Below are 20729 nucleotides of genomic sequence, written 5' to 3' on the forward strand. Positions count from 1 at the left end.
CCGATCGGCGGCAACGACTGATCGGAGGCCGAGTGGCCTGTGACCTGTGGCTGGTCCCCCTTGTCGACGTGCTGTGCCACAGCCCCGACAATCCCTTCGCGGAAGAGATCGCCTCGTACGACAAGGCGCTGGGCGAGGCCGGACTGCCGTCCGTGCCGGTGTTCGCGTACATGCCGGGGCTTTCCGGGGACGTCGCCCCGGTGGCCGGTTTCGACTACGACGCCCTGCACTTCCTGCGGCGTGCGTACCTGCTCCAGATCTGCGGGCTGCCGGTGACGCCGGTGGACGAGCTGGGCGGGGACTACGAGCAACTGCTGGAGATGTTCGAGCCCACGGCCCAGCAGTCCCACCTGGTGTGGCACTACGACCACGCGGGGGCCTACGTCCCCGTGGACTTCGCGTACCCGCTGGCCAACGAGGAGCTGCTGGCCGGAGGCGGGCCGCTGGGGTCCGCGCAGGGCCTGCTGCGCGAGCTGGCGCTGGTGGCTCCCGCGATCGGGATAGACCCCCTGAACCCGCCGCTGGCGCCGGCGCCCCCGGGGCGGCCGACGTCGCTGGAGGAGCCGGCCGGGCCGATCCCGTACGACGACAGCCCTTTCGCCCGGGAGCGGCACGTATGGCTGGGCCTGCACGCGGCGGCGACCCGGAGCCTCGGCCAGGGCTCGATGATCATCTTCAGCTGACGCGGTCCGTACGGACGGGACGGGGCCGGTTCCGCACGGCGGAGCCGGCCCCCGCCCCGTTCAGCGCGGCTGCTCCGGCGGTCTCTGGCGGGGCATGTTCGGGCGGGTGCCCGGGGGGAGCGGGAAGCGGGCTGGCGGGACGTACGCGTCCGAGCGGGATCCGCCCGCGCCCAGGGACTGCATGACCAGCGGGGCGGGGCCGGAACTGAACTCGACCATCCACTCCGCGGTCTCGGACCGCACGAGCTCGGTCACGTCCTCCGAGAAGCGCCGCAGCACGGTCAGACACCGCTCCGCGGCCTCGCTGGCGGTGCCCTCGGTCGGGCCGAGGATCTCGCGCACGTTCTCCGTGGCCCAGTCGAACTGCAGGGTCTGCAGTCGCCGCTGCACGGCCTGCGCCGTCGCCACGTCCCGCATCCAGCCCGAGGTCAGGCCGAAGAACCGGTCGCAGGCCAGGCAGGCCGCGCCCAGGAGCAGGGCGAGATAGCCGTACGAGGCGGCTCCCGGCACCGATCCGGTCAGCTCCAGCAGCGGCATCGCGGCGCCCGTGACCGCGCCGACGGCGGCCCCGATCCGCAGGATCCGGGCCCCCCGGCGCTTCCACGCCCGGTCCGACAGGTACCACTCGGCGGTGCGCAGCGCGTCGGCCTCGACCCGTCGGTAGAGCTCGTCGAGCCGCTCGGCGGGCTCGCCCCAGTCCCCGAGAGGGAACGGCCGGCCGGTAAGGTCGCCGTCCTCAGCGGGATCCCGGGGTGGCCCCTCGGGCTGCATCTCCGGCTGACTCACCCGGGCACTCCCTCTGCCTGCGCTGAACGTGTGGTGGTGCGCGTGTGCGCAATGGTGCGCATGCTCTTCCTACCTTCGAATGAGACGCGATGGGCGACGATTCCCGGGTTTTCCGCCCGCAAGGGGGGCACCATCAGGTACGCGCACGCCCCGTCTCTCACTCGAAAGAGTTGGTCCTCACGGCGTAGGGCGCGGCGCCCGGGGAGCACGTAGGCTCGGATTGACCAAGCCGCCGGCGCTTGGCCCGACGCTACGGAGTGAGTGACCTGTGATTCCCGGTGGTGGCATGCCCGACATGCAGCAGCTGCTCCAGCAGGCCCAGAAGATGCAGCAGGACCTCGCCGTGGCGCAGGACGAGCTGGCGCGCACCGAGGTCGAGGGCCAGGCCGGCGGCGGCCTGGTGAAGGCGACCGTCACCGGTTCCGGTGAACTGCGCGCGCTGGTGATCGACCCGAAGGCCGTGGACCCCGAGGACACCGAGACGCTGGCGGACCTGGTGGTCGCGGCGGTCCAGGCGGCCCACGAGAATGCGCAGGCGCTCCAGCAGCAGAAGCTGGGCCCGCTGGCGCAGGGGCTGGGCGGCGGCAGCGGTATCCCCGGCCTGCCGTTCTAGTCCTCTTCCCGAGCCGGGCCCGGAGCCCGGCCCCGCATCCCTCCCGTACCGAAAGAAGGCAGTCCGTTGTACGAAGGCGTGGTCCAGGACCTGATCGACGAACTGGGCAGGCTGCCCGGCGTCGGGCCCAAGAGCGCGCAGCGGATCGCCTTCCACATCCTGCAGGCCGAGCCCACGGACGTCCGCCGCCTCGCGCACGCGCTGCTGGAGGTCAAGGACAAGGTCCGGTTCTGCTCGGTGTGCGGGAACGTGGCGCAGGAGGAGCGGTGCAACATCTGCCGCGATCCGCGCCGGGACCTGACGGTCATCTGTGTGGTCGAGGAGTCGAAGGACGTCGTCGCGATCGAGCGGACCCGCGAGTTCCGGGGGCGCTATCACGTCCTCGGCGGCGCGATCAGCCCGATCGAGGGCGTCGGACCGGACGATCTGCGCATCCGGGAGCTGCTGGCGCGGCTCGCGGACGGATCGGTCACCGAGCTGATCATCGCGACAGACCCGAACCTGGAGGGCGAGGCGACCGCCACCTACCTCGCCCGCATGATGAAGCCCATGGGCCTCAAGGTCACCCGCCTGGCCAGCGGGCTCCCCGTCGGGGGAGATCTGGAGTACGCGGACGAGGTCACGCTGGGGCGGGCCTTTGAAGGAAGGCGACTTCTCGATGTCTGACGCAACGCTGCACGCCCTGGGACTGGATCCGGACGATTTCGCGGCTTCGATCGCGGACCAGATCGAGTCCTTCATCGTCGCGGTCACCGAGGTGGCCAAGGGCGAGGACCCGGACAGCGCCGTGCCCTTCCTCCTCCTGGAGGTGTCCCAGCTGCTGCTGGCGGGCGGCCGGCTGGGCGCGTACCAGGACGTCCTGCCCGACGAGCGCTACGAGCCCGACCTGGGCCCGGAGCCGGACGTCGAGGACCTGCGCGAGCGGTTCTCGGTGATGCTGGAGCCGGTCGACGTCTACTCGGAGGTCTTCGACCCCTACGAGCCCCGCAAGGCCCCGGTCCCGCACCGGATTTCCGACGACCTGGCCGACATGGTCGCCGACCTGCGGCACGGCCTCATCCACCACCAGGCGGGCCGGATCACCGAGGCGCTGTGGTGGTGGCAGTTCTCGTACTTCACCAACTGGGGTCCCACGGCGTCGGCCACGCTGCGCGCCCTCCAGTCGCTGATCGCGCACGTCCGCCTCGACCAGCCGCTGGCCGCCCTGGACGGGCTGGACACGGACGAGGACCTGGCGGAGGACGAGCTCGCGGAGCAGGCCGGTCAGGTCATGGCGGAGGAGCTGGGCCAACTCGGCCGGCGGTGACGTCGCCTGAGTCCGGCAGAAATCCCATCGGCGGGGGAACCCGTCTTGTGATCTTTTCGTCTCATGATGTGGTACGAAGCGGTCGGATCCCGGTCGCTCGTTAGACTGCACCAGAAATGAGACGGACTGAGCGAGGAGCGCACGTGGGCCTTGTCGTGCAGAAGTACGGAGGCTCCTCCGTAGCCGATGCCGAAGGCATCAAGCGTGTCGCCAAGCGGATCGTGGATGCCAAGAAGAACGGCCACCAAGTGGTCGTCGTGGTTTCCGCGATGGGCGACACGACGGACGAGCTGATCGATCTCGCCGAGCAGGTGTCCCCGATGCCTGCCGGACGCGAATTCGACATGCTGCTGACCGCCGGAGAGCGGATCTCCATGGCCCTGCTGGCCATGGCGATCAAAAACCTGGGCCACGAGGCCCAGTCGTTCACCGGTAGCCAGGCAGGCGTCATCACCGACTCGGTCCACAACAAAGCGCGCATCATCGATGTCACGCCGGGCCGTATCCGCACCGCGCTGGACGAGGGCAACATCGCCATCGTCGCCGGCTTCCAGGGCGTGTCGGCGGACAGCAAGGACATCACCACCCTCGGCCGGGGCGGCTCGGACACGACCGCCGTCGCGCTCGCCGCGGCGCTGGACGCCGAGGTCTGCGAGATCTACACCGATGTCGACGGCGTCTTCACCGCGGACCCCCGCGTCGTGAAGAAGGCCCGGAAGATCGACTGGATCAACTCCGAGGACATGCTGGAGCTCGCGGCCTCCGGCTCCAAGGTGCTGCTGCACCGCTGCGTCGAGTACGCGCGCCGCTACAACATTCCGATCCACGTCCGCTCGTCCTTCTCGGGACTGCCGGGCACCTGGGTCAGCAACGAGAATCCGCAAGGGGACGAGCCGGTGGAGCACGCCATCATCTCCGGAGTCGCTCACGACGTCTCCGAAGCCAAGATCACGGTCGTCGGCGTCCCGGACAAGCCGGGTGAGGCCGCGGCCATCTTCCGCGCCATCGCGGACGCCGAGATCAACATCGACATGATCGTGCAGAACGTGTCCGCGGCCTCCACGGGCCTCACGGACATCTCCTTCACCCTCCCCAAGGCCGAGGGCCACAAGGCCATCGACGCCCTGGAGAAGGCGAAGGGCACCATCGGCTTCGACTCCCTGCGCTACGACGACCAGATCGGCAAGATCTCCCTGGTCGGCGCGGGCATGAAGACCAACCCGGGCGTCACCGCCTCGTTCTTCCAGGCGCTGTCCGACGCGGGCGTCAACATCGAGCTGATCTCCACCTCGGAGATCCGGATCTCGGTCGTGACCCGCCAGGACGACGTCAACGAGGCCGTCCGCGCCGTGCACACGGCCTTCGGACTCGACTCCGACAACGGCGACGAAGCCGTCGTCTACGGCGGCACGGGACGTTGAACCAGCCCGCGGCCCGGTCGGGCCCGGCTCCGGCGCTCGCCGTGGTCGGGGCGACCGGAGCCGTCGGCTCCGTCCTGCTCCAGATGCTGTCCCAGCGGGCCGACGTCTGGGGCGACGTGCGCCTGATCGCCTCCTCACGCTCGGCCGGCCGCAGGCTGACCGTGCGCGGTACGGAGACCGAGGTGCTCGCCCTCACCGAAGACGCCTTCGACGGCCTCGGGGTGGGGGACATCGCGCTCTTCCTGACCCCGGCCGAGGTCTCGGCCCGGTGGGCCCCCGTCGTCACCGCGCGGGGAACCGTCGTGGTGGACCAGTCCGCGGCCTTCCGCGAGGACCCCGACGTGCCGCTGGTGGTGCCCGAGGTGAACGGGCACGCGGCCCGGATCCGGCCGCGCGGGATCGTCGCCGGGCCCGACTGCGTGACCGCCGCGATGATCGCGGCGCTGGGCGCGCTGCACGCCGAGTACGCGCTGACCGAGCTGGCCGTCTCCACCTACCAGGCCGCCAGCGCGGCCGGCCGGGCCGGCTCGGAGGCGCTGCGCCGCCAGCTGTCCCTCGTCGCCGGCAGCTCCCTGGGGGAGCAGCCCGGGGACGTGCGCCGGGCCGTGGGCGAGGACACCGGACCCTTCGCGGGTCCGCTCGCGCTCAACGTGCTGCCGTGGTCCGGTGAGTTGCGCGAGGACGGCTGGTCCTCGCACGAGCTGGCCGTACGGGCGCAAGTGCGCCGGATCCTGGACCTGGCGGAGCTGCCGGTGTCCGTGACCTGCGTACAGGTACCCGTACTGACCGGGCACTCGCTGACCGTACGGGCCCGGTTCGAGGGCGCCGTCGAGGCGGTGCACGCCCGGGAGATCCTGGAATCGGCGCCGGGAGTCGTCCTGGTGGACGATCCGGCCGCGGGGGAGTTCCCGACCCCCTCGGACGCCGCGGGAACGGATCCGGCCTGGGTGGGGCGGGTGCGGCGCTCGCTCGACGACCCGCGCGCGCTGGAGTTCTTCGTCTGCGCGGACAACCTCCGCCAGGGTGCTGCGCTGAATGCCACACAAAATGCGGAGCTTATTGCGGCTGGATTTAGCTCCTTCAGTTTGTAGGATCATCGTTAAGACCTTGATCGAGGTGACGGCCCGACGGCTGTCGTCGTAAGACGACGCGCGTCCGGGTGTGCGGCTACGCAAGAAGACGATGAGAATCCCGCCGATGAATCTGCCGTGCGCGTACAACCCTCACGGGGGGACGCGAGTCCAACTGGCGTGGCAGAAGCATTGCTCGAACTCCCCGTCATCGCGGCGCGCACCGGGACGATCCCGATCCCGTCGCGTCTGCGGTCCCGTACGCCCGGTGGGTTCCCGGTGATCGTTCCCGTTCCGCCCGCCGACACGGCGTCCGGAGGTCCCCTGCTGCCTGGGGTGCCCGCCGCGCCCTCGCCCGGCGTCCGTACGTCCGGACCGGCCAAGGAAGGCCGCGTGCCCGGGCCGCGCGACAGCGCGGAGGACACCGGCAGCACGAAGCGGGCCGAGCCGGCCGAGCAGGTCGCGGTGGCTGAACCGGTCGCGGTGGCCGAGGTGGCCGAGGTGGTCCAGGGGACCACGGTCGATCACCTCACGGAGACCTACCAGGCGCACTACCGCTCGCTCCTGGGCCTCGCCGCGCTGCTCCTCAACGACACCGCCTCCTGCGAGGACGTCGTCCAGGAGGCCTTCATCCGCGTCCACTCGGCCCGCAGGAAGGTCCGGGACCGGGACAAGACCCTGGCCTACCTGCGCCAGACCGTCGTCAACCTCTCGCGCTCCGCCCTGCGCCGCCGCATCCTCGGCCTGAAGCTTCTGTCGAAGCCGATGCCGGACATGGCGAGCGCCGAGGAAGGCGCGTACGACCTGCTGGAACGGGACGATCTCATCAAGGCGATGCGCGGTCTCCAGCGACGCCAGCGCGAGGTGCTGTCGTTGCGCTACTTCTCTGACATGACGGAAAGCCAGGTCGCCGAGACCCTCGGCATATCGCTCGGTTCGGTCAAGGCGTACGGATCGCGGGGCATTGCCGCGCTGCGGGTGGCGATGGAGGCTGCGCAGTCATGAGTGAGGACCGCAAGACGAACGGCGGCGAAGACCGGGAGCTGTCCGGCCCGGCCGACGGATCCGCTGCGGGGGGCCCGGAGGCCCTGCGGGAACTCGTGTTCGGCAAGCCGAAGGCGGCGGCGAAGACGCCGGACACGGCGGAATCGCCGGACACGGCGGTCACCGAGCGGGGCGCCACTGAGCCCGCCCCCGCCAAGCTGTCCGTGGTCAAGCCCACCGCCTCCGAGCCCACCGCCTCCGAGCCCGTGGACGAGGAGGACGCGCTGCGCGTTCTGCTGCGCGGGGTCGTCGGTGGGATCGAGCCCTCCGGCGACGCGCTGGACCGGCTGCGGCACGCGGTCCCCGCGCGTCGGGTACGCAACCACCGGATCCTCGTCGCCGCGGCGGCGGCCGTGGTGGTGCTGGGCGGCTCGGTGCCGGTGGGCCTGTACATGACCTCCGGGGCGGGCGGGAACTCCGGCAGCGCCATCACGGCGGGACACGGCCAGACCGGCGGCACCGCGCAGGACGGGTCCGGTCTGCACCAGAACGGCTCCGCCCGCCCGAAGCCCAAGCGGTCCTCCGGCAAGGACAAGGACAAGAACAAGGACGGGGAGAACGGCGCCAGCGCCTCGCCGAGCACGCCCGGCGACTTCCCGAGCACCGGCGGGCCGGGCGTCACCCCGCCCCGCGCGACCCCCGGAAGCGGCGCCACCGGCGCCGTCGGGGGCGGCGCGCTGCCCCCGCCCGCGTCCTCGGACGTGCCCAACTGCACCCAGAGCCAGGTCGGGGTGGAGGGCAGCACCCGGGCCCCGTCGGCCGGCGGCAAGGTCTACGGCAGTTTCAGGGTCACCAACGTGTCCGCGAAGGGGTGCACCGTCCGCGGTCCGGAAAGCCTGACGGCTTCCCCGGCCAGCGATGGCGGCGCCGGGGTCGCGGTCGTCAACCACGTCACGGGCGATGCCGCGACCGGGCTGCTCCCCGACCCGTCGGTGGAGACCCTGAAGCTGGTGCTCGCGCCGAACGCCTCGTACGAGGTCCGCTTCGCGTGGGTGCCGCCGGAGGGCGGCTGCCCCGGTGCGAACGGCGAGGGGGGCAACGCGACGGAGGGGGGCACCGCGGGCGCCCCGGGCGCCGGGACCGGCACGGGTCAGGTCCAGGCGGAGGTTCCGCCGCTCGGTGCCGTGGTCTCCCACACGCCCAACACCTCGGGGCCGGACGGTCCGACGACGCAGACGACCATCGCCGAGGCGTGCGGCGGAACGGTGTACCGGACGGGCGTCATCCCGCTCAGGTAGCCCCGTACGGGGACGGGAACCCGGACCGGGCCCCGGAGACGCTACGCCTGAGCGGACCCGGACCCCGCCCCGGCCGCGGCCGGCTCCGCCGGGTCCCGCTCCGCCGGGGCTTCGGCGAGCAGGCCCGCCTCCGTGTCGCGCAGGGTCTCCACCTCGCGCCGGTACAGCCGGAACCACATGAAGAGCACGAACGCGGCGAAGACGAACCACTCGCCGGTGTAGCCCAGGTTCTGGAAGGCCTTCAGGTCGAGCCCGGTGTTGACCGGAGCCTGCGCCGGCACGGGGGTCATCCCGTCGGAGGGGCTCTGCACGGTCAGCCAGGCGTCGTACAGGCCGTACGGCACGATGTTGACGAGCGAGGCGGCCCCGATCACGCCGAGCTGCCCGGCCGGCAGTCCGCCCGAGGAGTACACGCCCTTGCTGGTGGAGTTCTCCGAGGCCTGGAGCGCCCCCGTCACCTCGACCCGGCCGGTCGGCGGGGCCGGGGCCCGGCCCGCGTCGGCGCTGCCGGGCAGCCAGCCCCGGACCACGGGTACGGCCTTGCCGGTGTCGGTCTTGAGCAGGGTCAGGACGTAGAAGCCGGACTTCCCGTCGAGCCGCCGCTCGGGGACGAGGAGCTGGTCGGCGTACTCCCCGGAGACCGAGGCGAGCCGTCCCGAGGTCCGCTTGTCCACGGGGAGCAGCGACTCCAGCGGCGCGGCCGCCTGGTCGGCGGGGCGTGCGCTGGTCGCCTCCTTGTGGGTGTCGACGCGGTCCTCGAACCGGCCGAGCTGCCAGGTCCCCATGAACAGGCAGAAGGGAACGCCGAGCGCGACGAAGACGTTGATCCCCCACCAGCGCGGGGTCAGGAGAAACCGGTGCACCCCACCACCGTACGGGGGGTGCACCGGTCCGCCGTTGCCGGGGCTAGCGCGGCAGGTGCTTCAGCGCGAAGTCGATCTCCATCCGGACCTGCTTGATCCGCTCCTCCACGACGAGCGAGCCGTGCCCGGCGTCGTAGCGGTACACCTCGTGCTCCGCCCCGCGCGCCGCCAGCCGGTCCACGTAGTTCTCGATCTGCTGGATGGGGCAGCGCGGGTCGTTGAGGCCCGCCGCGATGTGCACGGGGGCCTTCACCGCGTCCACGTACGTCAGCGGCGAGGAGGCCTCGAAGCGCGCCGGGACCTCCTCCGGGGTACCGCCGAAGAGGGTGCGGTCCAGGGACTTCAGCGCCTCCATCTCGTCGTGGTACGCCGTCACGTAGTCGGCGACCGGTACGGCCGCCAGCCCCACCGCCCAGGCGTCCGGGTGCATGCCGAGGCCCAGAAGCGTCAGGTAGCCGCCCCAGGAGCCGCCGGAGAGCACCAGGCGCGCCGGGTCGGCGAGGCCGGAGGCCACCGCCCATTCCCGTACGGCTTCGACGTCCTCCAGCTCGATCAGGCCGACCCGGTGCTTCAGGGCGTCGGTCCACTCGCGGCCGTAGCCGGTCGAACCGCGGTAGTTGACCCGGACCACGGCGAAACCGTGGTCGAGCCAGGCCGCCGGGGTCGCGGCGAAGGCGTCGCTGTCGTGCCAGGTGGGCCCGCCGTGGATCTCGAAGACGGTGGGGAAGGGGCCGTCGCCGTGGCCGGCGGGACGCTGCGCGAGGGCGTGGATCCGCCCGCCGGGGCCCTCGACCCACACGTCCTCGACCGGTACGGAGCCCGGCGGCCGGAAACCGGGCGGGTCGAGCACGACCCCGCCCGCGGTCGACCGGATGACGGAGGGCTCGGCCGCGGAGGACCACTGGTACTCCACCGACCCGTCGGGCCGCGCCGTCGCCCCCGACACCGTCCCCGGCGGGGTGTCCAGCCGCAGCAGCTCCCGCGCGGCCAGGTCGTAGCGGAACAGTTCGCTGCGCGCCTCGTAGCCGTGCTCGATCAGCAGCGCGGACCCGTCGGGGTACCACTCGGCGCCCACGTCGCCCGGCAGGTCGACGGCCAGGCCCTCCTCGGTGCCCGCGGCCACGTCCCACACCATCGGCTCCCACCGGCCGCGCCGCTGGTGGCCGACCAGCAGCCGGGTGTCGCCCGCGACGGGCGCGAAGCCGAGCACCATGAGGCCCAGCTCCTCGGTGCCGCCCTTGGAGTCGTCGAGCTCGGCGACCGTTTCGCCGTCCAGGGTGATCACACGCAGGGCCGAGTGCATCGCGTCGCCGTGCTCGGTGTGCTCGACGGCGAGCAGGGTCCCGTCCCGGGACAGGTCGCCTACGCCGGCCGACTCGCGGTGCCGGTAGACCACGGCCGGCTCCGTCCCGTCGGGCCGCACCACGTGGATCGTGGTCCCGTCCTCGTCGGTGGAGCGCCCCACGACGGCCGTCCCGTCGCGCCCGATGGCCAGCCCGGCGGGGTACGAGGCCTCCAGCCCGGGGGTGGCCGGCTCGTCGGGGCCGCCCGCGAAGGGCTGGCGGACCCAGGTGCCGAACTCGTCGCCGTCGGTGTCGGAGAACCACCACACCCACGCGCCGTCGGGGGAGAGGGTGCCGTCGGTGGTGCCGTTCGGCCGGTCGGTGGCCTGCCGCTGGGCGCCGGTGGCACGGTCCCAGGTGTAGAGCTCGTAGGTCCCGGTGGCGTTGGAGACGAAGAGCGAGCGGTCGGGCGCGTCCTCGGCCCATTCGGGCAGTCCCACGCGCGGGGCCCGGAAGCGCTTCTCCCAGTCGGGCGCGGCAGTGCCGTCGGTGGCGTTCGTGTCGGCGGTGGCGTCAGTCATGCACCCCATGTAACCGGATCGGCCGCGGCCCGTCCCCCGAGATGCCGAGGGGGCCGAACGGGCGCAGGGTGGTGTGCGTACGGATCCGCCGAGGCGAGGAGCAGCGGTCATGGCGAAGAAGGCGCGTACGGGCAAGACGTCCCACCACGACTCGGAGCGTGCGCTGGCGAAGAACACCGCGGCGGAGGCGCGCGCCAAGGCCGCCGTCCGCGACATCCAGTCGGTGTCCGCGAAGACCCGGGGCATGCAGCAGAAGGCCCAGGCCAAGCGGGGTTGACCCGGAGGCGAGCCGCCGGTGAGCCGTAGGGTGGCGCCATGCGGATGATCGTCCGGGGCGCCCGGCTGCTGCACAGCGAAGGCCTGCACGACGTCGAGGTCGCGGAGGACGGGCGGATCGCGCGCGTGCTCCCGTACGACGACCAGAAGGAGCCCCCGGCGACGGGGGTGCTGATCGAGGCGCACGGCGGGCTGCTCAGCGCGCCCTTCGTCGAGCCGCACATCCACCTCGACACGGCCCTGACCGCCGGAGATCCGCGCCCCAACGTCTCGGGGACCCTCTGGGAGGGCATCGCCTGCTGGAGCGAGCGCAAGAAGACCCTGACCCGCGAGGACGTGATCGCGCGGGCCACCGAGGTGCTGCGCTGGCAGGCGGCGCAGGGCGTCCTGCACGTGCGCACCCACTGCGACGTCACCGATCCGGAGCTGACCGCGCTCGACGCGCTGCTGGAGGTCCGGGACCGGGTCCGGGACGTCATGACCCTGCAGATCGTCGCCTTCCCGCAGGAGGGCATCGTCTCCTTCCCCGGCGGCGAGAAACTGCTGCGCGAGGCCATCCGGCGCGGGGCCGACGTGGTCGGGGCCATCCCGCACTTCGAGGACACCCGGGAGGACGGGGTGGCCTCGCTGGCCGTCGCCTTCCGGCTCGCCGAGGAGCAGGGGCTGCGCGTGGACGCGCACTGCGACGAGATCGACGACGAGCAGTCCCGCTTCGTGGAGGTACTGGCCGCCCACGCCCTGCGCTCGGGGCTGCGCGGGCACGTCACCGCCTCCCACACGACGGCGATGGGCTCCTACGGCGGCGCGTACAGCTTCAAACTCCAGCGCCTGCTGTCCCGCTCCGGGATCAACCTCGTCTCGAACCCCTTCGCCAACCTCAACCTCCAGGGCCGCTTCGACGCCTACCCCAAGCGGCGCGGCCTCACCCAGGTCAAGGAGATGCTGGGGGCGGGGGTCAATGTGGCCTTCGGCCACGACGACGTGATGGACCCCTGGAACGCGCTCGGCACCGGCAACCCGCTGCAGACCGCGCTCGTCGGGATCTACGCCGCCCAGCTCACGGGAGCGGACGAGATCCCGGTGGCCTTCGAGATGGTGACCGAGCGCGCCGCGCGCGTGCTCGGCCTCTCGCCCTCGGAGTACGGGGTTCGCCAGGGCAACCCGGCCTCCTTCGTGCTGCTGCCGGCCGAATCGCCCACCGAGGCCGTCCGCCGCCAGGTCCGCCCCCGCTACGTGGTCTCGCGCGGCACCGTCCTCGCCGAAACCCCGGCGGCTCCGGCCCGGCTGCTGGCCTGGCCGGGCGAGGAGGGCCCCTCGGAGGTGGACTTCCGCGTTCGCCTACTGTGACCGTCCATGACCTTTGCGACATGGACTCTTGACACTCCGTCGGCCCGGGCCGCGCTGGAGGTCGCCTCCGAGTACACGGACGCGGCGCTGCTCAACCACTCCGTCCGGTCGTACGCCTTCGGGGCCGAGTACGCGGACCGGCACGGGCTCTCGTACGACAGCGAGCTCTTCTACGTCAGCGCGCTGGTGCACGACCTCGGGCTGACCGCGCCCTTCGACAGCCACACCCTGCCCTTCGAGGAGGCGGGCGGCCACGTCGCGCGCGTGCTGACGGCGGGGCTGGGCTGGCCCGCGGAGCGGCGGGCGCGCGCCGAGGAGATCATCGTGCGGCACATGCGCGAGGACGTCACGGCCGCCGAGGACGTGGAGAGCCACCTGCTCCAGATCGGTACGACCGCGGACGTCTCCGGGGTCGGCGTCCTGGACGCCGACCCCGTGTTCACGGCCGCGCTGCTCACGGAGTACCCGCGCCTCGGCTTCGGCGACGCCTTCTTCGCGCTGGTCAGCGACCAGGCCGCGCGCAAGCCGCAGTGCGCGGCGGCGGCCTACGTGGCGAGCGGCGCGAAGGAGCGCATCGCGGCGAACCCGCTCGACCGGGGCCCCCTGGGGGCTTGACCGGGGCCCCTGGGGCTCAGAAGAGCCCCAGGGCGTTGTCCAGGGACCAGACCTGCCAGCCCATGGCGAAGAAGGCGACCCCCGAGATCAGGGCCATCATCAGGTTCTGCCCCTGCTCGCCCCAGTCGTGGATCATCAGGATCAGGTAGACCAGGTTGAGCAGCAGTCCGGCGAGCAGGGCTATCGGGGTCAGGAATCCCACGATGAGGCCGAGGCCCAGGGCCAGTTCGGCGTAGGCGACGAGGTAGGCCATGAAGCGCGGGTAGGGCTTCACGACGACGTCGAAGCCGCGCGTGACGAACCCCCAGCGGTGCTTCTCGGCCACGCCGGCGGCCCAGCGGATGCCGCCGCCGCCGAACCAGTCCTTCTTGTCCTTGTGCCGCCAGCTCTCCAGCCACCACAGCCCGAGCCCGATCCGCAGAACGGCGACCCATTCGGGCCCGCCGAGCCAGATGGTCTGCATCCTCGGTTCCCTTCCTCGTTCCCTCGCAATGATCTGACGATGTGTCAGTTTCGAGGGAAGGGGAGGGGTGTGGCAAGGGGTTGGCCGACAGGGTTCAGCGGCACACGACGGAGACGGCCTGCGCCTGGTTGTTGCCGAAGCCCCCGCGGTTCCACGGCTGCCCCGGCGGCTGCGTGCGCCCCGAGGCGTCGGTGGCGCGGACCAGGAGGGTGTGACGGCCTGGCGCCGCCGTCCAGTCGGCGTGCCAGCCTTGCCAGGCGTACGGGTGCCCGCCCTGCGGCAGCACCTCGGCGTCAGCCCAGCCGCCGCCCCCGTCCGTGCTCAACTCCACGCGCACGACCGGCCCGTAACCCGACCAGGCGCGCCCGGCGAGCCGCACGGGGCCGGGTCGGACGACCCGCGTGCGGGACATGAAATCGGGGAATCCGGGCGGGATCAGCAGGGCGCGCGGGGCGATCCGGGTGACGGGCTCGCCGGGCTCCTCGGCGCTCTGCCTGACCCGGTAGGCCGTGGCCTGCTGGTAGCCGCCGAACGCCGCGCCGACCAGCTCGATGTCGCGCAGCCACTTCACGTGGGCCATCCCGTACCAGCCGGGCACGACCAGCCGCAGCGGATGCCCGTGCTGGGGCGGCAGGGGCCCGCCGTTCATCGCGTGGGCGAGCAGCACGTCCTCGCCGACGGGCAGCGGCAGGCTGCGCCGGTAGTCCTGCTCGACGCCCCGCTCCACCCCGTGGTCCGCGCCCGTGAACACCGCCTCCACGGCGTCCGGCGCCACCCCGGCCTCCGTGAGCACCGCGCGCAGCGGCACCCCCGTCCAGTCGGCCGTCCCCACCGCCTCCACCAGCCAGGGCTGGCTGACCGGCCGCGGGGACAGCCGGGCCCGCCCGTTGCCGGCGCACTCCATGGTGACCCGCCGGGTCACGGAGGGCAGGGTGAGCAGATCGCGCAGCCGTAGCTCCAGGGGGGTGCGGAGGCGGCCGCGCACGGTGAGGCGCCAGTCGGCGCCGGTGCCCGTGTCCGGGATGTCGTAGTGCACGAGTACGTAGTGCAGCCCGGCCGGCGTGACCTCGTACCGCAGGGCCTCCAGCGGGAGCCCGTGGTTGCGCGCGGCGAGCGCGAGCTCGTCCTGACCGATGCCCTCGCCCGGGGCGGCGATCCGGCCAGGGGGGCTGATCCCGGTGAGCGGGCGCTCCTCCATGGCCTCATGGTCCCGCGGCGGGGGCGGACCGGCTACTCCGCCGCTACTCCGCGTGCGGATCGGTTCGGCGGGCGGTATGAATTGATCTGTCCCTTATGTGATCGGAGTGAAGCGTGGACGACTATCCACTGCTCAACCTGTTCTGGACCATGCTGTGGCTCTTCCTGTGGGTCATGTGGTTCTTCCTGCTGTTCAAGGTGATCACTGACATCTTCAGGGACCACGAGCTGCACGGCTGGGGCAAGGCCGGCTGGCTGATCCTGGTGCTCCTGCTGCCCTACATCGGCGTCCTCGTCTACCTGATCGTCCGCGGCAAGAGCATGAGCCAGCGCGACGTGAAGCAGGCGCAGGCGAACGAGAAGGCCTTCCAGGACTACGTCCAGAAGGCCGCCGGCCCCCGCAGCAGCCCGGCGGAGGAACTCGCGAAGCTGTCCTCCCTCAAGGAGCAGGGCCACCTGACCCAGGAGGAGTTCGACAAGGCCAAGCAGAAGCTCCTGACCTGAGGACGTTCAACCCCGCCGGACGGGGGCCGACCGCGCGATCGCGGTCCGGCCCCCGTCCGTGCGTTCCGGGTCAGGCCGTGGCGGGCTCCGTGTCCTCCAGCAGGTCGATCAGGGACGAGCGGGCCCGGGCCACGCGGGAGCGGACGGTGCCTATCGGACAGCCGAGCATCAGCGCCGCCTCCGCGTACGGCAGGCCCATGAGCTGGGTGAGCACGAAGACCTCGCGGCGCTCCGCGGGGATCGCCGCCAGGAGCTCCGCGAGCGCGACGCCGTCCTCGAAGCCGGGTACGCCGCGGGGCTGGCTCTGCTCGGCCGCGGTCTGCCAGTCGTCTCTGTCGGCGATCCGGGGGCGGGCCGCCTTGTGGCGCAGGCTGTCCACCACGGTGCGCCGCGCGATGGAGAGCAGCCAGGTACGGGCGGAGGAGCGGCCCTCGAAGCGGTGGAGGCTGCCGAGGGCGCGCAGGAAGGTCTCCTGCGTCAGGTCCTCGGCGGACTGCGGGTCCGCGCTGAGGTAGGCGACGTAGCGGCGTACGTCGCGCTGCAGGGCGCGTACGAACCGGTCCACCGCGACGGGGTCCCCGTCACGGGCGGCCAGCGCGAGGAGCGTGACGGCCTCGTCGGGGCCGGCGGTGCGGCGGGCGGGGGTGACGGGGGGTGTGGGGGTGGTGGTCGGGCGGGTGAGCAGGGCAGCGGTCATCGCCTGGAGTCCTTCGGGGAATCCGGCCGGATCCGATGCCGTGAGCGCGCGGGGCCGTCGGGGTCACGGGGATCGAGGGCCGCCCGGGCAGCGCCGTGCCGGCGGTGGCAGAGGTGACCCACGTGCGCCCGGAGGGCCCGGAGCGCGGGCATCGAGGGGCCGGGGAACGGGTGGTACGGCCTGCCGGACGGCATGACCGATGCCCGAGGCGCGGTACGGGTACGGGAACTGGTGCTGGTGCCCGTGGCGCGTCGGGGAGCCGGCTGTCAGACGACAGCGATCCCGTGAGGTGGACCCCGTGAGGTGAGGGCGTCGGCGAGCAGCAGCCTGCGGGGTGTCCGGACCCGGTGGTCCCGGGGACGGCGGACGCGGGGCCGGTGGGCGGGCGCGGGGAGCCGGAAGAACAGGCGCAGCGGTACGAGGAACCGGGCGGCGACGGCCCGCAGGACGCGGAAGGCGCCGCGTTCGCCGTGCGCGAGCCAGAGACCGCAGACCAGAGCGGCCAGGAGGTGTCCGGCGAGCATGCCCGCCGGTGACATGGAGCCCATGGCGTGCGCGCTCGGCACCGACAGGGCGGCCGCCAGGGACGCGGATCCGTCGGCCATGGCGTGCGACCCGTGGACCCCGTGCATGCCGTGCATGCCGCTCGAACCGGCCATCCCGGTCATCGAGGCCATCCCGTGCACGTCGGCCTGCATGACGTGCCGGGCGGCGGCGCCGGCACCCGGTGGCGGAGCTGCCTGCGGGCCGAGCATGGAGGGGGCATCGCAGAGGAGGTACTGGGCCCAGCGGCGGCCCAGGGAGGTCAGGGAGGTCGGGGAGGTCGGGGAGGTCAGGGAGGCTAAGGCGCCATCGGGTTCCCGCGGCCGCGCCGCCGCGGCCTGGGCGAGCGAGAACCCGCCGTGCAGGGCGGCCTGGACGCCGACGGTCGCGGAGACGACGGCCGCGAGGCCGCGCTCCCGCCCGGCGAGGATCCAGCCGGCCGCCGAGGTGCCGGCGAACGCCGCGGTCATCCCCCACCAGGGGACGGAGGTCCCCGACATGAGGATGTGCCCGAGGGACGAGAGCAGCACGCAGGTGGCCGCGAACATCGCGGCCCGTACGGCTCGGCAACATCGACCCGGTGTCATGGCGGGGCCATCGTTGCACCGGCCGGGCGGGGGCGACAGAGGGCATCAGGTTTTCTCATCGGCCTGAAATCGAGTCCTCCTGTGGTGTGGCGCACACCACAACAGGTCCTGGGAACTCGGACGTTCACTCATCCGACTCCTGTCCCGGACTCAGGGCCGAGGACTCGTGACCGAGGGCTGAGCCAGACAGCGAGCAGGGAGAGCGGGGTGGGCGCGCGGTGGCGGACCGGACCGGGTCGGCGAAGACGTCCGGAGCGTCCGGAGCGCCAGGTGTGACCGGGCGGGGCCCGGCCGGCGGCCTGACGGCTCTGCTCACCGGCGCCATGGCCTTCTCCATGCTGCAGCTCTTCCTCCTCGGCGCGCTCGGCCCGCGCCTGGTGGAGGAGTTGGGGGTGTCGCCCGCCGTGCTCGGCTGGACCACCACGGTCGGCTTCGGCACCGCCGCCGTACTGTCGCCGCTCGGCGGGAGGCTGGTGGACCGGATCGGGCCGCGCCGGTCCCTCGTACTCCTGCTGTCGGTGTCCGCGGCGGCGCTCGCGCTGATCGGCGCCGCGCCCGGCACCGGATTCCTGCTCGGCGCCGTCGCGTTGGGCGGACTGCCCCAGGCCCTGGCCAATCCCGCGACCAACAAGGCGATCCTCGCCGCGGTGCCTCCCGGCCGCCGGGGGCCGGTGACCGGCATGAAGCAGTCGGGCGTCCAGCTGGGCGCCTTCGCCGCCGGGCTGCCGCTCACGGCACTGGCCGGCGGGATCGGCTGGCGCGGGGCGGTGTGGACGGCCGCCGCCACCGCCGCGCTGGCGGCGCTGTGGGCCCGGCGCGCCCTGCCCGCGGACCCGCGGGCGGCCCCGGCCGGACCCCGCGCCCCGCTCGTCCCGCGGGGTGACATCGCCTGGCTGGCGGTGTTCTCCCTGTTCCTGGGCTGCGGGATCGCCTCGGTCAACACCTACGCGGCCCTCTTCGGCGCGCAGCGGCTCGGCATGGGTCCCACCGCGGCCGGCGCGCTGGTCGCGGTGCTCGGCGTCGCGGGCATCGCCGGGCGGGTCGGCTGGTCGAAGGCGGCCCGGCCGGGGCGCGCCGAGTGGCTGCCCGGAGCCCTGGCCGCCGGAGCGGTGGGGGCGGCCGCCCTGCTGGTCGCGGCCTCGACCGTACGGCCCCTGGTGTGGGTGGCCGCGGTGGCCGTCGGGGTGTTCGCGGTAGCGGCCAACGCCGTCTCGATGGTCCTGGTGATGCAGCGCTCGGCCCCCGGCCGGGCCGGGCAGGACTCCGCCCTCGTGGCCGTCGGCTTCTTCACCGGCTTCGCCGTCGGCCCCCTCCTCTTCGGCCCCCTCGCGAACGCCGGCCACTACGGGACGGGCTGGCTGCTGGTGGCGGCCGAGTTCGGCGCGGCCTGCGCCGTCGGGCTGACCTGGGCGGTGCGGGGACGGTGACCGGTGGGGGAGCGGGTGGCGTGCGGCCGGATCCGTGGGCGGAGCGGGCGTTCGCGGAGATCCTCGCGCAGGTGGCCGTCACGGCGGCCGAGGCCGGGGAAGGCCGGTTCCCGCTGTACGCGGAACCGGATACGGGGCGGTGGACGACCACCGGCCGGGGTTCCTGGGCCGGCGGGTTCTGGGCGGGGCTGCTGTGGCTGAGGGCCCGGCACACGGGGGCCGCGGCCGACCGGGCCGCCGCGTCCGCGTGCACCGCGCGGCTGGCCGGCTGGGTGGACGCCGACACCTCCACGCGCGGGCTGATCCTCTGGTACGGGACGGCCCTGGCCGTCGAGGACGCCGGGGTACGGGAGTTGCGTGCGCGGGCGGCCGGAGCCTGTCTGGCGGCGGTGGACGGGGAACTCGGGCTGCTGCCCTGGGGATCGGCCTTCGGCGGTCCCCGGCTGCTGGCCCGGGTGGACGGGCTGCCGGGCACGGTCTCCCTGCTCGCCACGGTCGGCCCGGCTGCCGCGGCTTCGCATCTCCAGCGCCACCTGTCCCTGTGCCTGCCCGGCTCCGGGACGGAGGTCTGCCGTGCGCGTGACCTCGTACCGGCCTGGTCCTACGCGGCGGAGACGGGCTGGCGGGAGTGCGCGGAGCCGGCGCCGGGGTGGAGCCGGGGACCGGCCTGGCTGCTGCTCGCGCTGGCCGACGTACTGCACCGGCCGGTCGTCGCCGCATGGCTGCCGGGGGACCCGCAGGCCCTGGCGGAGCGGCTCGCCGACGCGTGGGCGGGGCCGGGCGCACCCCTCGTACCGCCCGCCGACGCGGCACGTCCGGACGGCCCGCCGGACACCTCCGCCGCGGCGGTCACGGCCGTCGCGCTCCTGAAGCTGTCCCTGCTGCCCGGCCCCCGGGCCGCGGTGTACGCGCGGCGCGCGGCCGGGATCCTGGAGCACCTGGTCGACCACCACCTCTCCGGGGGCAGGCTGCTGAACGGCTGCTACGACGCGGAGAAGGGGATCGCCGTCCGCCACCAACTGGTGTGGGGCGACTTCTTCCTGGCGCTGGGGCTGGCCGGGCTGGCCGGAGCGGCGGACTTGCGCGCCGTGTGACGGCGCCCCGCGGGACTGCGCGCCGGTTGGCGGCGTCCCTCGGCATCCGCCCGCAGGCACCCGCCCTCGGGATCCGCCCGCAGGCATCCGCCCGCAGGCACCCGCCCTCGGGATCCGCCCGCAGGCCCCGCCCGCAGCCCGCCGCCCGGCCGGATGCGATGCTGTCCGCCGCTACGACAGCGTCCTGGACGCAACGAGGAGGGGTGGATGGCCCGCCTACGACTGACCGTCTGTTTGCCGGCCGAGGCCGCGGACGACATCGAGGGCGCCCTCGACGAGGCTCTCGCCCCCTTCTACCTGGACACGAGCGACAACCCCGTCGACCGGCAGTTGTGGGACTGGCGCACCATCACCGGCGGCTGCGACGGCAGCGGGTTCGCCGTGGCCTCCGGTCACGAGAACGACCCGGGACTCCTCCACGACGCGTCGTGGGACGACGGCACGCCCTGCCCCAATGCCCCCGGGATCTGCGCCGGAGGGCCGCGCGCCCTGCTCGACTTCTCGCGGCCGCTCGCCGCGTCCGAGCGCGCGGTCGCGGAGTCATGGGACCTGTGGCACCGGCTGTCCGCCGTGCATCCCCCGGCCCTGCCGCTCGCGGATTTCCTGGACCGCTGGTGGAACGACCCCACGGCGTACCCGGACGACCGGTGGGGCGACGGCATGTTCGCCGACTACCGCTCCCAGCCGCTGATCCACGCCTACCTCGGGCACCCCCACAGCCTCGGCATGGAGTCCCTGGGGTTCCCGAATCCGTCGGAACACCCCGTCATCGACTACGACGGCGATCGGGACGCCTACATCCGCGAGTTCACCCGTTCGTCCCCGCCGGACACGAACGTGCTCACCTTGGACGGCTGGTGGGTCGAAACGGACGGCAATGCCCTGCATGCCACCTGCGACCCGGACCTCTGCCCCCACGAAGGTCCGCTGCCCGGCGCATGGCCGGGCAGCGAGCCGTACCTCGCGTCCCTTCCGGGCGACACGATCCTGGTCCGCCTGCGCTGCCACGCCTGACGCCGCGACGACCGAGGTCGTCTCTTTCGGATCTTGCCGGGCCCGCGACGCCTGGCACCGCGCCTGGCCGCACTGCC

The 20729-nt window shown here is 73.1% G+C and carries 22 protein-coding genes; 15 read left to right on the top strand and 7 right to left on the bottom strand.

Annotated features, from left to right (window positions below):
• The first annotated feature begins 32 nt into the window (after positions 1-32).
• Positions 33-683 carry a hypothetical protein gene (locus tag OG435_RS24840; RefSeq protein WP_243330640.1) on the top strand — a complete coding sequence of 217 codons (651 nt, stop codon included), beginning with the start codon at positions 33-35 and terminating at the stop codon, positions 681-683.
• A 60-nt stretch (positions 684-743) separates the two neighbouring features.
• Here the strand turns inward: OG435_RS24840 and OG435_RS24845 are convergent, their stop codons facing one another.
• Entirely contained in the window at positions 744-1469 is a 726-nt protein-coding gene (locus OG435_RS24845; RefSeq protein ID WP_266879862.1) for an SLATT domain-containing protein, read from the bottom strand.
• A 268-nt stretch (positions 1470-1737) separates the two neighbouring features.
• Between OG435_RS24845 and OG435_RS24850 the strand changes: the two genes are divergently transcribed.
• The 7 genes from OG435_RS24850 (at position 1738) to OG435_RS24880 (ending at position 8161) form a co-directional block, all read left to right on the top strand.
• Positions 1738-2082 (top strand): YbaB/EbfC family nucleoid-associated protein, encoded by a 345-nt coding sequence (locus OG435_RS24850; protein ID WP_266879864.1) that lies wholly within the window; start codon positions 1738-1740, stop codon positions 2080-2082.
• A gap of 66 nt (positions 2083-2148) precedes the next feature.
• Entirely contained in the window at positions 2149-2748 is a 600-nt protein-coding gene (gene recR / locus OG435_RS24855; RefSeq protein ID WP_266879866.1) for a recombination mediator RecR, read from the top strand.
• Positions 2741-3388 carry a DUF5063 domain-containing protein gene (locus OG435_RS24860; protein WP_266879868.1) on the top strand — a complete coding sequence of 216 codons (648 nt, stop codon included), beginning with the start codon at positions 2741-2743 and terminating at the stop codon, positions 3386-3388. Before recR ends, OG435_RS24860 begins: the two co-directional genes overlap by 8 nt.
• 143 nt (positions 3389-3531) lie before the next feature.
• Positions 3532-4809, top strand: coding sequence for an aspartate kinase (locus OG435_RS24865; protein ID WP_266879870.1), 1278 nt, complete (start codon positions 3532-3534; stop codon positions 4807-4809).
• Positions 4806-5900, top strand: coding sequence for an aspartate-semialdehyde dehydrogenase (locus OG435_RS24870; RefSeq protein ID WP_266879872.1), 1095 nt, complete (start codon positions 4806-4808; stop codon positions 5898-5900). Before OG435_RS24865 ends, OG435_RS24870 begins: the two co-directional genes overlap by 4 nt.
• Positions 5901-6059: 159 nt before the next feature.
• Complete coding sequence (locus OG435_RS24875) at positions 6060-6884, top strand: SigE family RNA polymerase sigma factor (RefSeq protein ID WP_430625679.1); 825 nt, start codon at positions 6060-6062, stop codon at positions 6882-6884.
• Complete coding sequence (locus OG435_RS24880) at positions 6881-8161, top strand: hypothetical protein (RefSeq protein ID WP_266879874.1); 1281 nt, start codon at positions 6881-6883, stop codon at positions 8159-8161. Before OG435_RS24875 ends, OG435_RS24880 begins: the two co-directional genes overlap by 4 nt.
• A gap of 41 nt (positions 8162-8202) precedes the next feature.
• Here the strand turns inward: OG435_RS24880 and OG435_RS24885 are convergent, their stop codons facing one another.
• Positions 8203-9024, bottom strand: coding sequence for an SURF1 family protein (locus OG435_RS24885; protein ID WP_266879875.1), 822 nt, complete (start codon positions 9022-9024; stop codon positions 8203-8205).
• A 43-nt stretch (positions 9025-9067) separates the two neighbouring features.
• On the bottom strand, positions 9068-10888 hold the full coding sequence (locus tag OG435_RS24890) for a S9 family peptidase (protein ID WP_266879877.1): 1821 nt from the start codon (positions 10886-10888) through the stop codon (positions 9068-9070).
• Positions 10889-10997: 109 nt separating this feature from the next.
• On the opposite strand from OG435_RS24890, the gene OG435_RS24895 reads away from it, so the two are divergent.
• From OG435_RS24895 to OG435_RS24905, 3 genes are read left to right on the top strand one after another with little or no spacing between them, the layout of a single operon-like run.
• The gene (locus OG435_RS24895) at positions 10998-11165 is read left to right on the top strand and encodes a hypothetical protein (protein ID WP_266879879.1); all 168 of its coding nucleotides are present in this window, start codon (positions 10998-11000) and stop codon (positions 11163-11165) included.
• Between the two features lie 38 nt (positions 11166-11203).
• The gene (gene codA / locus OG435_RS24900; RefSeq protein ID WP_266879881.1) at positions 11204-12511 is read left to right on the top strand and encodes a cytosine deaminase; all 1308 of its coding nucleotides are present in this window, start codon (positions 11204-11206) and stop codon (positions 12509-12511) included.
• Between the two features lie 6 nt (positions 12512-12517).
• The gene (locus OG435_RS24905) at positions 12518-13126 is read left to right on the top strand and encodes an HD domain-containing protein (RefSeq protein ID WP_266879883.1); all 609 of its coding nucleotides are present in this window, start codon (positions 12518-12520) and stop codon (positions 13124-13126) included.
• 16 nt (positions 13127-13142) lie between these two features.
• On the opposite strand, the gene OG435_RS24910 is transcribed toward OG435_RS24905, so the two are convergent.
• Both OG435_RS24910 and OG435_RS24915 read right to left on the bottom strand, forming a co-directional pair.
• A complete protein-coding gene (locus OG435_RS24910; RefSeq protein WP_266879885.1) occupies positions 13143-13589 on the bottom strand; it encodes a DoxX family membrane protein in 447 nt (148 codons plus the stop codon).
• Positions 13590-13683: 94 nt separating this feature from the next.
• Positions 13684-14787: a sulfite oxidase gene (locus tag OG435_RS24915; protein WP_266879887.1), complete on the bottom strand. Its 1104-nt coding sequence runs from the start codon at positions 14785-14787 to the stop codon at positions 13684-13686.
• Positions 14788-14900: 113 nt separating this feature from the next.
• Here OG435_RS24915 and OG435_RS24920 point away from each other — a divergent pair, with 113 nt between their 5' ends.
• Positions 14901-15290 (top strand): SHOCT domain-containing protein, encoded by a 390-nt coding sequence (locus tag OG435_RS24920; RefSeq protein ID WP_266879889.1) that lies wholly within the window; start codon positions 14901-14903, stop codon positions 15288-15290.
• A 70-nt stretch (positions 15291-15360) separates the two neighbouring features.
• On the opposite strand, the gene OG435_RS24925 is transcribed toward OG435_RS24920, so the two are convergent.
• Both OG435_RS24925 and OG435_RS24930 read right to left on the bottom strand, forming a co-directional pair.
• Positions 15361-15987 (bottom strand): sigma-70 family RNA polymerase sigma factor, encoded by a 627-nt coding sequence (locus tag OG435_RS24925; RefSeq protein WP_266879891.1) that lies wholly within the window; start codon positions 15985-15987, stop codon positions 15361-15363.
• A gap of 266 nt (positions 15988-16253) precedes the next feature.
• Positions 16254-17117 (bottom strand): hypothetical protein, encoded by an 864-nt coding sequence (locus OG435_RS24930; protein WP_266879893.1) that lies wholly within the window; start codon positions 17115-17117, stop codon positions 16254-16256.
• Positions 17118-17440: 323 nt separating this feature from the next.
• Here OG435_RS24930 and OG435_RS24935 point away from each other — a divergent pair, with 323 nt between their 5' ends.
• The 3 genes from OG435_RS24935 (at position 17441) to OG435_RS24945 (ending at position 20652) form a co-directional block, all read left to right on the top strand.
• Positions 17441-18544, top strand: coding sequence for an MFS transporter (locus OG435_RS24935; RefSeq protein ID WP_266882044.1), 1104 nt, complete (start codon positions 17441-17443; stop codon positions 18542-18544).
• 20 nt (positions 18545-18564) lie between these two features.
• A complete protein-coding gene (locus tag OG435_RS24940; RefSeq protein ID WP_266879895.1) occupies positions 18565-19638 on the top strand; it encodes a sugar ABC transporter permease in 1074 nt (357 codons plus the stop codon).
• Between the two features lie 207 nt (positions 19639-19845).
• Positions 19846-20652, top strand: coding sequence for a hypothetical protein (locus tag OG435_RS24945; RefSeq protein ID WP_266879897.1), 807 nt, complete (start codon positions 19846-19848; stop codon positions 20650-20652).
• Positions 20653-20729 lie beyond the last annotated feature (77 nt).

This window comes from Streptomyces sp. NBC_01264, from assembly GCF_026340675.1.
GTDB lineage: Bacteria > Actinomycetota > Actinomycetes > Streptomycetales > Streptomycetaceae > Streptomyces.

Coding starts and splice junctions, on each gene's coding strand:
- OG435_RS24860 (WP_266879868.1), top strand. CDS start 2,741: ATGTCTGACGCAACGCTGCACGCCCTGGGACTGGATCCGGACGATTTC.
- OG435_RS24880 (WP_266879874.1), top strand. CDS start 6,881: ATGAGTGAGGACCGCAAGACGAACGGCGGCGAAGACCGGGAGCTGTCC.
- OG435_RS24890 (WP_266879877.1), bottom strand. CDS start 10,888: ATGACTGACGCCACCGCCGACACGAACGCCACCGACGGCACTGCCGCG.
- OG435_RS24895 (WP_266879879.1), top strand. CDS start 10,998: ATGGCGAAGAAGGCGCGTACGGGCAAGACGTCCCACCACGACTCGGAG.
- codA (WP_266879881.1), top strand. CDS start 11,204: ATGCGGATGATCGTCCGGGGCGCCCGGCTGCTGCACAGCGAAGGCCTG.
- OG435_RS24905 (WP_266879883.1), top strand. CDS start 12,518: ATGACCTTTGCGACATGGACTCTTGACACTCCGTCGGCCCGGGCCGCG.
- OG435_RS24910 (WP_266879885.1), bottom strand. CDS start 13,589: ATGCAGACCATCTGGCTCGGCGGGCCCGAATGGGTCGCCGTTCTGCGG.
- OG435_RS24915 (WP_266879887.1), bottom strand. CDS start 14,787: ATGGAGGAGCGCCCGCTCACCGGGATCAGCCCCCCTGGCCGGATCGCC.
- OG435_RS24925 (WP_266879891.1), bottom strand. CDS start 15,987: ATGACCGCTGCCCTGCTCACCCGCCCGACCACCACCCCCACACCCCCC.
- OG435_RS24930 (WP_266879893.1), bottom strand. CDS start 17,117: ATGACACCGGGTCGATGTTGCCGAGCCGTACGGGCCGCGATGTTCGCG.
- OG435_RS24935 (WP_266882044.1), top strand. CDS start 17,441: ATGGCCTTCTCCATGCTGCAGCTCTTCCTCCTCGGCGCGCTCGGCCCG.
- OG435_RS24945 (WP_266879897.1), top strand. CDS start 19,846: ATGGCCCGCCTACGACTGACCGTCTGTTTGCCGGCCGAGGCCGCGGAC.